Below are 12,206 nucleotides of genomic sequence, written 5' to 3' on the forward strand. Positions count from 1 at the left end.
AGGGGAAAGGCCGGATCGCGCGCGTGTTCGATGCGACACGCGATCCGGCTGCCGGCGCGTTACAGGTAGGTCGACGTGAGGCGCTTCTGCGCTTCGTCGAGATCCTTCGGCGGCTTGGTCGGCTCGATGCCGACGAGGCGGGCGATGTTGTTGCCCATGTAGTCCTCGAGGCCGTCCTCGTCGAGATCCATCCCCTGCGGCGCGGGCCCGCACAGCATTTCCAGCTCGCGCAGCCACATGCCGGGTTCGTTCGGCGGCGAATCGGTGCCGAACACGATCTTGTTGCGCGGCAGCTCGCGGGCGAACTCGACGATCCGCGACTGGTAGCACCAGCCCGATTCGCAGTACACGTTCGGCGTATCCATCGCCATCCAGAACGCTTCGAACGAGTAGTTGCCACCCGTCTGGATCCCGAAGTGACCGATGATGAAGTTCACCATCGGAAACTCGCGGATGATCGGATAGAACTGCGTCGGGATCGTGTATGGCCCGTCGCCGGTGTGGATCAGCACGACGATGTTGTACTTCGCGCAGACCTTCATCGCGGGGCGCAGCCAGTCGAGCGCGCGATCGGGCCGGTAGCCGTGCATGTTCGCGTGCAGCTTCACCATCTTGAAGCCGTACTCCTTGATGTGGAATTCGAGCTCCGCCGCGCCGTTTTCCGGGCCCCAGCGCGGGTTGTACGTGAAGTTGCCGATGAAGCGGTCGGGGTACTTCTGCGTGAGCTCGGCGATATACGCCATGTAGTCGCGAATGCCGTCACGGCCGCGGCGGTTGCCGTCGCGATAGCCAGTGTTGCCGGGCGGCGGCTGGATGAAGCCCATGTCGATGCGGCGCGGCTTGCCGTTGATGATGTACGGGCCGTCCATCATCTTCAGCAGGCGTTCGCCGGTGAACGGTTCGCCGGTGTGGCGCCACGCCTCGTCGACGAGGTTGGTCGGGTGCAGGTGCGTATCGATGATCATGCAATGCTCCGGAATCGGGAGAGAGGGGCGCGGGCGTCAGGCGGCGAGCAGGGCTTTCGCTTCGTCGACGGTGCGCGGCGCGGGGGTCGGTTCGAGGCCGATCATTCGCGCGGTGTTGTTGCCGAGGTAATCCTCGAGCGTGTCCTCGTCGAGATTCATCCCTTGCGGCGGATCGAAGCACAGCACTTCGAGCAGCCGCAGCCACATGCCCGGTTCGTTCGGCGGCGTGTCGGAGCCGAACAGGATCTTGTGCTTCGGCAGCACCTTCGCGAATTCGACGATCCGCGACTGCAGGCACCAGCCCGATTCGCAATACACGTTCGGCAGGTCCATCGCGAGCTGGAACGGCTCGAAGCAGTAGACGCCGCCGGTCTGCACCCCGAAGTGCGCCATGATGAAATTGACCGTCGGGAATTCCTTGATCATCGGCACCCACTCGGTCGGGATGCTGTACGGGCCGTCGCCGGTGTGCAGCTTCACGAGCACGCCGAGTTCCGCGCATTTCTTCAGCGCGGGGCGCAGCCAGTCGAGTGCGCGATCGGGCCGGTACGCATGCATGTTGGCCTGGAACTGCACCATCTTGAAGCCGAGCTTGCGCACGTAATGATCGATCGCGTTCACGCCGTTCTCCACGCCGCAGCGCGGGTTGTAGACGAAGCAGCCGATGAAGCGGTCGGGGTGCTTGCGCACCATCTCGACCGTATACGCCATGTACGCGTCGATCGATTCGGTGCCCGACTTCTCGCCGTCGGTATAGGTATAGATGGTGTTGCCTTGCGGCGGCTGGATGAACGCCTTGTCGACGCGGCGCGGTTTGCCGTTGATGAGGAACGGGCCGTTCATCGTCTCGATCAGGCGCTCGCCGGTGAACGGCGGGCCGTCGTGACGCCATGCGAGGTCGACGAGATTCGTCGGGTAACAGCTGGTGTCGATGATCATCTACTCGATCTCCTTGAGAGGAACCGGAAAGGCCGGTTGCCGTATCGCGGGCAGGCACGTCGATGAAGCGACCTGTCGGTCGGATTCATGCGGCCCTTTGCAAGGCGCATTATTTTTTTGCGCCTTCCCCTCGCCGGCATCGAGTGACACACTGCGACGTGCACTGCTGCTTGGGATCGAGTGTCACCAGCCGAATGTGCTCTGTACAATATTTTTTACTGACGCTCTTGATACGTTTGCGATATGGACATGCGTGTGTTGCGTTACTTCGCGGTGCTGGCCGACGAACTGCATTTCGGGCGCGCGGCCGCGCGGCTCCATATCTCGCAGCCGCCGTTGAGCCAGCAGATCCGGCTGCTCGAGGAGCAGCTCGGCACCGCGCTGTTCGTGCGCTCGCAGCATCGCGTCGAATTGACCGAGGCAGGGAAAACACTGAAGGAGCAGGTGCCGCTGATCGTCGCGCAGTTCGATCGCGCGATCGATCTCACGCGTTGCGCGGGGCGCGGTGAAGTGGGGCGGCTTGCGGTCGGCATCATCAGCTCGGCGATGGTCGTGCCGATTCCGCGTGCGTTGCGCGTGTTCGCCGAACGCCATCCGCACGTGCACTGGTCGCTGCACGAGATGACGCCGGCCGCGCAGATCGACGCGCTGAAGGAGAAGCGGCTCGACGTGTGCTTCTTCCGGCTGTTCCAGGACGACCCGTCGATCCGCAGCGAGATCGTGGTGCGCGAAACGGCCGTGGCCGTGCTGCCGTCCGGCCATCCGCTCGCGTCGCGCGACGCGATCGCGCTCGGCGAGCTGGCCGGCGAGCAGTTCGTGTCATTCGGCTTGCGGCATTCGCAACTGGCGCGCTTCCTGCAGCAGAGCTGTGTCGACGCGCGCTTCACGCCGCGGATCGCGCACGAGGTCGTCGAGGTGCACACGCTGCTGTCGCTGGTGCGTGAAGGGCTGGGCGTCGCGCTGCTGCCCGCGTCGTCGCGGCAGATCTCGACGGGCGGCGTCGCGTTCGTGCCGCTGCTGCCGCCGGCGCTCGAGGTGTCGCTGCACGCGCGCTACCGCGCGGACGATACGTCCGCGGTGCTCGGCGCGTTTCTCGACACCGTGCGCGAGGTTGCGGCGGAGTTCAGCGCGTAGCGGCGCGTATCAGCGCGCGAGCGACTGCGCGACGAGCGCGCCGATCGCGTCGATCAGCGGCTTCACGCGCGCATGGCGTTCGCGCGGCCAGATCGCATGCAGGTTGTAGTGCGTCGGAATCGCGATCGTGCAGAGTTCGACGAGCCGGCCGTCGCGGCGCGCATCGGCGGCGAGCAGCCCGCGCACCAGCCCGGCGCCGAGCCCGGACACGAGCGTCGCGACGAGCCCCGCCGCGTTGTCGAACACGGCGATCGTGTCCGGTTCGACGGGTTCGAGGCCCGCCGCTTCGAGCCACGGAATCCACGACCGCTTCGTATAGCCGAGCAGCGGCAGTTCCAACACCTGTTCGGGCGTGAGCGGCGCGGTCAGCCCGTCACGTTCGAGCAGCGCGGGCGCGGCCATCGCGGTCAGCCGGTCGGGGCAGACCAGCACGCTGTCCACGCCTTCCCATTCGCCGTAGCCATAGCGCAGCGCGACATCGACGTGGTCGAATGCATCGCGATCATGGCGCGGCGCCGACAGCACCGTCAGCGACGTGCCGTCGAGCGCGCGCATCAGTGCCGGCAGCCGCGCGGGCAGCCAGCCCTGCATCAGTTCCGGATCGACGTCGAGCCGGAGTGACGGCCCGGTCGTGCGCCCCTTCACCGACGACAGTGCGCGATCGATCTGCTCGAGCCCGTCGGACAACTGGTTCGCGAACAGCGTGCCGGCATCGGTCAGCATCACGCGGCCGCCGGCGCGGGCGAACAGCGGCTGGCCGATGAATTCCTCGAGCGAGCGAATCTGCTGGCTGATCGCACTGTGCGTGAGCGCCAGCTGGCGTGCCGCGCTGGAAAAGCTGCCGACCCGCGCGGCGTGCAGAAACGCCTGCATCGACTGGATCGAAGGGTATCGCTTGAGCATCTGTTAGTCCGACTGACAGGGATTCGACGAAATGATCGCTGGCGTAGCCGTGCATCGCGTTTCGATAATGCTCCGGAACCGCGCGATGGGCGCGGGCCGACCTAGGAATGCGAATCAGGAGACCGCGCATGATCGACATCGTCGTGAACGATACACGCCATTCGCTCGAGAATGTACCGGGGGATATGCCGTTGCTGTGGGTGCTGCGCGACCGGCTCAAGCTCACCGGCACGAAGTTCGGCTGCGGCAAGGGCCTGTGCGGCGCGTGCACCGTGCATCTCGACGGGCAGGCCGCGCGCGCATGCCTGATTCCGGCCGTCGCCGCGCACGGGCGGCACGTGACGACGATCGAGGGGTTGTCGCCGGACGGGCGGCATCCGCTGCAACTCGCGTGGGTCGCCGAGGACGTGCCGCAATGCGGCTATTGCCAGCCGGGGCAGCTGATGCAGGCGGCCGCGCTGTTGAAGGGCGGCCAGCCGGTGGACGACGACACGATCGTGCAGGCGATGTCGGGCAACCTCTGCCGCTGCGGCACGTATGCGCGCATTCACCGCGCGATCAAGCGTGCGGCGTCCGGCGATCCGTCGCTGACGGCCGCGGCCGAACCCGCGAAGGAGGCGTGACATGCGCGACGATCACGCACCGGATGCACCGCATGGCGACGGCACGCCGCGCCGGCGTTTTCTCAAGCAGAGTTCGGCGCTGCTGGCCGCAGGCATCGCGATCGGCTTCCGGATGCCCGACGCGGCCGCCGCGGGCAAGCACGCGAGCGGCGATCCGCATCCGGCCGCCGGCGAATTCGAACCGAACGCGTGGGTGCGCGTGCTGCCCGACGACACGATCAAGCTCGTCGTACACAAGCACGATTCGGGCACCGGCACGCGCACCGCGCTCGCGGCGGTGGTGGCCGAGGAGCTCGACGTCGATCCGTTCCGGGTCGACGTGATCACGCCGGAAGATCCGTTCTTCGCCGACTACCTGCATCCGCTGTGGAAAGTGTTCTCGACCGGCGGCAGCACGAGTGTCGCGATGGAGTACGACCGGCTGCGTCGAGCGGGCGCGACCGCGCGTGCGATGCTCGTCGAAGCGGCGGCGCATCAATGGGGCGTGCCAACTTCTGCATGTACGACGGCAGACGGCGCGGTGCTGCATGCGTCGAGCGGCCGCCGTGCGACGTACGGCGCGCTCGCGCAGGCGGCCGCGCAGTTGCCGGCGCCGAAGCAGGTCGCGCTGAAAGATCCCGCGCAGTTCCGCTATATCGGCAAGCTGCGCAAGAAGCGCGGCGCCGCGCAGAAGGCCGACGGCTCGTTTCCGTACGGCATCGACGTGTCGCTGCCGGGGATGCTGGTCGCGGTCGTCACGCGTGCGCCGGTGATCGACGGCCGCGTGCGCAGCGTCGATGCAAAGGCCGCGCTCGCGATTCCCGGCGTGCGCGACGTGCTGCAGATTCCGCCGCGCCCCGACGTGCTCGGCGGCAACCAGGCCGGCGTCGCGGTGCTCGCGGACGACTACTGGTCCGCGCATCAAGGGCAGGCCGCGCTGACGATCGAATGGGAGGACAGCTTCTTCGAAACCTTCGACAGCAGTACGCTCGCCGCACGCCAGGCCGCGTGGCTCGACGATCCGGCCGCGCGCGTCGTGCCGACGATCGCCGACGGCGACCCGGCGAAGGCCCATGCGGCCGGCGCGCGCACGATCGAGGCGTCGTATGCGATGCCGCACAAGGCCGCGAATCCGCTGGAGCCGATCAACCTCACCGTGTGGGCCCGCAATGGCGGCATCGAATACTGGGGCGGGCTGCAGGTGCCGTCGACCGCAATGGAAGCGGCGGAGGTGATCGGCGGCATTCCTTCGCATCGGGTGACGCTGCATGAGCTCGTGTCGGGCGGCAGCTTCGGCGCGCGCGAATCGAAGTACTGGCTGTTCGAGGCGACGTGGCTCGCGGTGAAGACCGGCAAGCCCGTGAAGCTGATGAACAGCCGCGAGGACGAGATGCGTGCGCTGTTCTATCACGCGGCAAGCTACCATCGTGCGCGCGCGGTGCTCGATGCGCAGGGCAATCTCGCGTCGCTGTGGCTGCGCGCCGTGATGCCCGCATCGCCGCAGCAGTGGGAGCCCGGCTATCTCGAGCGCACCGACCGGATGGATTTCAGCACGACCGAGGCGATCACGAAATGGGAGTTCGCGTATGCGGTGCCGCATCGCGACATCGGCTGGATCCGGATGGAGACGGGCGTGCCGACCGGCTGGTTCCGCGCGGTGAGCTACATCCCGAACGTGTTCGCGGTCGAATCGATGATGGACGAGGCCGCGCACGCGGCGCAGCGCGACCCGGTCGAGTTCCGGCTCGCGCATATGCGCGACCGGCCGCGTCATGCGGCCGTGCTGCGTGAAGCGGCGCAACGAGCGGGGTGGGGCCAGCCGCTGCCGGACGGTGTCGCACTCGGCATCGCGACGAACCAGGCGTACGACAGCTATGTCGCGGTGGTCGCGCGGGTCGTGCGCAAGGACGGCGCGGTGCGCGTGGAGAAGCTGACGTGCGTCGCCGATTGCGGGATCGCGGTGTCGCCGGCCGGCGTCGACGAGCAACTGTACGGCGGCCTGATGTGGGGGCTCGGCCATGCGACGTCCGATCGCATCGATTTCCGGCACGGCCGCGTGCAGCAGTCGAACTTCGATACGTATCGCGTGATGCGGATGAGCGACATGCCCGATACCGACATTCACATCGTGCAGGGCGATCCGGCGAAGCCGGGCGGGGTCGGCGAGCTGTCGAGCCCGGCGGTGACGCCGGCGATCGCGAACGCGGTATTCCGGCTGACGGGGAAGCGGTTGCGGGAGACGCCTTTCGATTTGTCGGTGGTGGCGTAGCGTGACCGAACGTATGAAGTTTGCCCCGCATCGGCCGCCAATCCGCTGATTAATCCACCGGCGTCGCACCCGATCGACGTCGGCGAACGCGTTCGCCCGCATCGTCGCGCGCAAGCGCCGATTCCGCATACGTTCCCCCGCTTCTCGCGGGTGTTTCCCACTGGTTGGTGATGCGAATTTTTACCTAAGATGAAGCCATCATGCGCGTAATTCGGTGCCTGCACGCGCATGGAGGGAGGCGGGAGGCAGCGCCGGAGCGACGCCAGCGGATGTTGCCATCATGGATGCGAAAGTGTGCGCGTCGGCTGCCAGTCTCGCGACTGCAGCGACGCCAGCGGACGCGGCGGCAATCGCCGCGCGAACGGTGCCCGGCTGCTCGGGTCGAACCGCTCCGCTGCGCCACGCGCTGGTCGCAATCGTTTGCGTTCTGGGGGCCGCACAGGCCGTGCTTGCCGGGGCTTCCGCCGAGGCGCCCGATCCGGCCGACACGGTGCGCATCGTGGCGGCTGCAAGCCCCACGGATCCCGCCAATCCGGCTGATGCGACACACGACACGGCCGTGCGTCAGGTCGTGCTGGGCATCGTCAGTTTCACCCGCTGGCCGACGACACCCGTGCGCCTGCATCTGTGCGTCACGGGCCGGCCCGACTATGCGCGCGGCCTGACCGACACGCTGCAGGCCGGCTCGACGCTGCTCGACGTGCAGCGTGTGCGTTTCGACGATCCCGCGCTCGGCATGGCCTGCGACATCGTCTATCTCGGCAACCTGGGCGCGGATGAGCGGGCGCGCGTGAGGGCGGCGGTAGCCGGCCATCCGGTGCTGACGATTTCGGAACACGATCCGTCCTGCACGGCGGGCGGCATGTTCTGTCTCAACGTCGACGGCGAACGCGTGTCGTTCGACATCAATCTCGACGCGGTCGCACGCAGCGGCGTGCGCGTGCATCCGAACGTGCTCAATCTCGCACGGCGGCCGGGGGCGCCATGACACGACCCACCCCACCGGTCTCGCTGTCGCGCGTGCCGCGCCCGACGCTGCAAAGCGTGCTGCGTCGCGCGCACCTGCGCCTCGCGTTCGTCGCCGTCACGATGGCGGCCGTGTCGTTGATCGTGGTGGCCGTGATTGCATTGCGTGCGTATGCCGGCAACAACCTGAACCTGCTGGCGCGCTCGCTCGGTTATACGGTGGAGGCCGCGCTCGTGTTCGGCGACCGCGTCGCGGCGGCCGAGGCGATCGGGATGATCGCCGGCGACGAGGATGTCGCGCAGGTGGTGGTCACGGATAGCCAGGGCCAACCGTTCGCAACGTGGCAGTTGCCTGCCGGCAGCGGGATCGCGCGGCTCGAGCGCGTCGTCGCCGACCTCGCGTTGCCGGGGCCCGTGACCGCGCCGGTGGTGCACGACGGCATCGTCGTCGGTCACGTCGTCGTGCGCGGCCGTGGCCATCAGTTCTTCGGATTCCTGCTCGGCGGCGTGGGCGGCATTCTCGGGTGCCTGGCCGTCAGCGTGATCGGTGCGTATATCAGCTCGCAGCGCCTGCTGCGCAGCATCGTTTCGCCGTTGCGCGCGCTGGCGGGCGTCGCCCACGCGGTGCGGCGCGAACGTGCGTTCGCGCAGCGCGTCGAGCCCGCATCGATTGCCGAACTCAACCAGCTCGGCGACGACTTCAATGCGCTGCTCGACGAATTCGAAGACTGGCAGAACACGCTGCGCGACGAGAACGCGTCGCTCGAACACAAGGCGACGCACGATGCGCTCACGGGGCTGCCCAACCGCGTGCAGTTCGAGTCGCGTCTCGCACTCGCCCTCGGCGAAGCCGGGGTGACGGGGCAGCGGGTCGCGATCCTGTATCTCGATTGCGACCGCTTCAAGGAAATCAACGACTGCCTCGGCCACGAAGCCGGCGACGCGGTGCTGATCGGCATCGCGTCACGCCTGCGCACGCAGGTGCGCGAGGCCGATCTGGTCGCGCGCCTGGGCGGCGACGAATTCGCGGTCATGCTGCCGGCCGTGCGCGAAGCGGGTAGCGTATGTCGTATTGCTGACGAAATCCTGTCCGGCATGGCGCCGTCGATCGAGCTGTCCGACGGCCGCGTGGTGGCCACCATGATGAGTGCCGGTGTTGCGCTGTATCCCGATCACGCGTCGGATGCGAGCGGCTTGCTGCGGGCGGCGGATGCTGCGATGTACCGCGCCAAGCGCGCCCGGCCAGGCTCGTGGCAACTGGCGGAAGGAGTCGCGGGGGCGGCTTGAGGTTCATCGTTTCACGCTGCGGGCGAGGCCGCGGCAGTGGGTGGAAAGCGCGCTCGCGACGCGGGTGCAATCGAAGGGGTCAATGATGAACAACACGTTTCCGGTTGGGCTTGGGCGCATGTGCGTCGGCAGCGCGCTGCTCTGGTGCATGCTGCTGGGAGGCTGCAAGACGCCACCGCCGCTTCATCGTGGATTGACGCAGACGCAGGTCACGGCGCTCAAGTCGGCCGGCTTCCAGGAAACCCAGCAGGGTTTCGAGTTCGGCTCGACCGGGCCGATCCTGTTCGATTTCGATCGCTACAACCTCAAGCCCGATGTGCGGCGGATCGTCGAACGGATCGGTCGCACGCTCCGCTCGGCCGGGATCAACGGGGTACGGGTCTATGGATATTCGGACCAGGAAGGCGTGGACGAGTATGACTTCGAGTTGTCCAGGCGGCGGGCCGAGGTCGTCGCGCTTGAACTGATCGACGTGGGGCTCGATGCGAAGCGCATCGCGGTCGTCGGGAAAGGGAAGAGCGATCCGGTCGGGGACAACAAGACGCCGGGAGGAAGGGCGCAGAACCGGCGGGCGGCGATCGTGGTGTCGCCGCGGTGACCGGGGCGGTTTCCGCGCACGGCGAGAAAGGCATTTGAAGGCTACGGAAGGCATGCGATCGGATGCGACGACCGGCAGCGTGTAGCGGCACGGCAGCGCCTGCCAGCGCCCATTTCCTTCCCGAGCGCTCGCACTATTTCATCGTGACTGGGGCGATGCTTCGCCCCGTACGGATCTGTCACACGTTTCATGCAGATTGTGTCCCGTTCCGCGCGTGCTGGCGCGGTGATTCGGCATGGGCGCCGCGTCCGGGCGGCCCGGCCGCCGGCCTGTTTCCGGGCTATCGGGGGCCCGAACGGAAACGTTTGCAGGTGTCTTTCACGCGTCCGGATTTTGTCCTACATTATCGGGGCTTCGGGCCGGTCAGCCGGCACCAGGAACCTGAGAACACAAGAAGGAACAAGCATGAGTTTCGCTCCGAACGGGGGTATTCCCACTGGAATGGGCGGTAGTGCGCTCGGCTCGTTGAGCGCGCTCGGCGGTCTCGCCGGCCCGGTTGCGTCGAGCGTCGCCGGCAGCCTTGGGCCGCTCGCGGGCCTGGCCGGGCACGTCGACACCGTCCAGCGCGCGATGCAGCTCGCGCAGACCGGCTTCTCGCTGATGGACAAGACGCCCGGCGCGGTCGCCGAGGCGATCAACGGCGCCGCCAACCCCGCGCGCCTGACCCAGCTCAACCGCTACGTGACGCTCGATACGCCGCTCGGCCCGGACGTGCTGCTGGTCAGCGCCGCCGTCGTCGACGAGCACGTGAACCGGTTGCCGGAGATCCACCTCGACCTGCTGTCGCATCGCCACGACCTGCGCCCCGAGGATCTGATCGGCCAGCAGGTCAAGATCCGGTTCGACCAGCAGGCGCGCCTGTCGACGCTCGAACGCGTCGTCGCATCGGGCGCCGCCGACAACGATCGTTACTTCGACGGCTACGTCGCGTCGTTCGACCGCGCCGGCAACCCCGGCAACGTCACGCAATATCACCTGACGGCGGTGCCGTGGTTCTGGTTCCTGACGCGCTCCACCGACTGCCGGATCTTCCAGAACAAGACCGCGCAGGACATCCTCACCGAGATTTTCCAGGAGCACGGCTTCTCCGACTTCGTGTTCGATATCCGGACGAGCCAGAAGCCGCTCGAGTACGTCGTGATGTACCAGGAGAGCTACTACAACTTCTGCGCGCGGCTGATGGAGCAGGAGGGGCTGGTCTGGACGCACCGCTACGAGAAGGACAAGCACATCCTGGTGATCGGCGATTCGAACCTGCTGTTCCGCCCGATCGACGGGCTCGCGACGGTGCCGTTCGCGGCCACCGAGGCGAGCGAGGACAGCGGCATCGACCAACTGCACGAAGGCCGGCGCTTTGGCGTGGGCAAGGTCACGTTCCGCGACTTCAACCATCAGAACCCGTCGTCGCCGCTGATGCTGGTGGAAGCCGGGCCGCAGAACCTCAAGCACGCGCGGCTCGACGCGACCGAGCGGTTCGAGCATCAGTCGCTGTACGACCACGGCGACGACGGCAACCGCTACGCGCGTTTCGCGATGGAGGCCGAGGAGGCGCAGGCTCATCGCTATACCGGCGGTGGCTACGCGTGGCGCATGACCACGGCGGGCGCCGTCACCGTGGCGAATCACCCGGTGCTCGAGAACAACCAGGAATACGTGATCCTGCACGTGCGTCACGAGGCAGTGAACGACTACACGCAGCACAGCGCGAAGCTGCCGTACCGCAACAGCTTCGCGCTGCTGCCGAAGAAGGTGCCGTACCGCGCGCCGCGCGGCACGCCGAAGCCGGTGATTCACGGCACGCAGTCGGCGATCGTCGTCGGGCCGAAGGGCGAGGAAATCTACACCAACGGGAGCGCCGTGAAGGTGCATTTCCCGTGGGACCGGCGCGGCAAGAAGGACGGCTCCGATTCGATGTGGGTGCGTGTATCGCAGCCGTGGGCAGGCGACGGCTGGGGCGCGGCCGCGATTCCGCGGATCAAGCAGGAAGTGCTGGTCGCGTTCAACCAGGGCGATCCGGATAACCCCGTGATCGTCGGTCGCGTGTTCAATGGCGAGCAGGGCAACCCGTATCACGGGGCGGCCGGCCAGACGATGGGGATCAAGAGCCAGACGCACAAGGGGCAGGGGTCGAACGAACTCTTGATGAGCGACGTGAACGGTGCGCAGATGCTCTACATGCACGCGCAGAAGGACATGCATACCGTCGTCGAGGACGCGCAGTGGACACAGGTTCTCAAAGGCGACCGGACTGTCGAGGTGGGGAAGGGCAACCATACGACGGCCGTCGCGGTTGGCAACCTGTCAGACGTTGTCGTGCAGGGCAATACGCTGCATAAGACTCCGCAGGGTGTGCATACAATCGAAGCCAAGGAACTCTGGATCAAGATCGGTGGCGAGGGCGGCACGCGGATCCACATGACGGCTGGCTCGATCGACATCTACAAGGGCGATTCGGTGATTCACCTCGATGACAGCAACATCAATATCCAGGCGTCCCGAACCGACATCAATCCGAAGAACGGCTAACAATAATCAGGATCACA

Annotated in this window: 10 protein-coding genes; 7 read left to right on the plus strand and 3 right to left on the minus strand. The window is 66.8% G+C overall.

Translation table 11 applies throughout. The annotated features are described in order from the left end of the window. Positions 1 to 59: 59 nt before the first annotated feature. Together LGM56_RS01480 and LGM56_RS01485 are read right to left on the minus strand one after the other, a co-directional pair. Positions 60 to 965, minus strand: coding sequence for an amidohydrolase family protein (locus LGM56_RS01480; protein ID WP_011354245.1), 906 nt, complete (start codon positions 963 to 965; stop codon positions 60 to 62). A gap of 36 nt (positions 966 to 1,001) precedes the next feature. Beyond that, a complete protein-coding gene (locus LGM56_RS01485; protein WP_011354246.1) occupies positions 1,002 to 1,904 on the minus strand; it encodes an amidohydrolase family protein in 903 nt (300 codons plus the stop codon). A gap of 243 nt (positions 1,905 to 2,147) precedes the next feature. Here LGM56_RS01485 and LGM56_RS01490 point away from each other — a divergent pair, with 243 nt between their 5' ends. After that, entirely contained in the window at positions 2,148 to 3,038 is an 891-nt protein-coding gene (locus tag LGM56_RS01490) for a LysR substrate-binding domain-containing protein (RefSeq protein ID WP_226202346.1), read from the plus strand. A 9-nt stretch (positions 3,039 to 3,047) separates the two neighbouring features. Here the strand turns inward: LGM56_RS01490 and LGM56_RS01495 are convergent, their stop codons facing one another. Next, positions 3,048 to 3,941 carry a LysR substrate-binding domain-containing protein gene (locus LGM56_RS01495; protein ID WP_226202347.1) on the minus strand — a complete coding sequence of 298 codons (894 nt, stop codon included), beginning with the start codon at positions 3,939 to 3,941 and terminating at the stop codon, positions 3,048 to 3,050. Between the two features lie 128 nt (positions 3,942 to 4,069). Between LGM56_RS01495 and LGM56_RS01500 the strand changes: the two genes are divergently transcribed. From LGM56_RS01500 to LGM56_RS01525, 6 genes are all read left to right on the plus strand, one after another. After that, entirely contained in the window at positions 4,070 to 4,564 is a 495-nt protein-coding gene (locus tag LGM56_RS01500; RefSeq protein ID WP_089496396.1) for a (2Fe-2S)-binding protein, read from the plus strand. Between the two features lies 1 nt (position 4,565). Next, a complete protein-coding gene (locus LGM56_RS01505) occupies positions 4,566 to 6,812 on the plus strand; it encodes a xanthine dehydrogenase family protein molybdopterin-binding subunit (protein ID WP_226202348.1) in 2,247 nt (748 codons plus the stop codon). A 280-nt stretch (positions 6,813 to 7,092) separates the two neighbouring features. Beyond that, positions 7,093 to 7,800, plus strand: coding sequence for a YfiR family protein (locus LGM56_RS01510; RefSeq protein ID WP_089496398.1), 708 nt, complete (start codon positions 7,093 to 7,095; stop codon positions 7,798 to 7,800). Further along, positions 7,797 to 9,065 (plus strand): diguanylate cyclase domain-containing protein, encoded by a 1,269-nt coding sequence (locus LGM56_RS01515; RefSeq protein WP_226202349.1) that lies wholly within the window; start codon positions 7,797 to 7,799, stop codon positions 9,063 to 9,065. Before LGM56_RS01510 ends, LGM56_RS01515 begins: the two co-directional genes overlap by 4 nt. A gap of 85 nt (positions 9,066 to 9,150) precedes the next feature. After that, a complete protein-coding gene (locus LGM56_RS01520; RefSeq protein ID WP_089498090.1) occupies positions 9,151 to 9,663 on the plus strand; it encodes an OmpA family protein in 513 nt (170 codons plus the stop codon). Positions 9,664 to 10,068: 405 nt separating this feature from the next. After that, on the plus strand, positions 10,069 to 12,189 hold the full coding sequence (locus LGM56_RS01525; protein WP_226202350.1) for a type VI secretion system Vgr family protein: 2,121 nt from the start codon (positions 10,069 to 10,071) through the stop codon (positions 12,187 to 12,189). Positions 12,190 to 12,206: the final 17 nt, after the last annotated feature.

The sequence above is a fragment of the Burkholderia sp. AU38729 genome (assembly GCF_020419725.1).
Classification (GTDB): domain Bacteria; phylum Pseudomonadota; class Gammaproteobacteria; order Burkholderiales; family Burkholderiaceae; genus Burkholderia.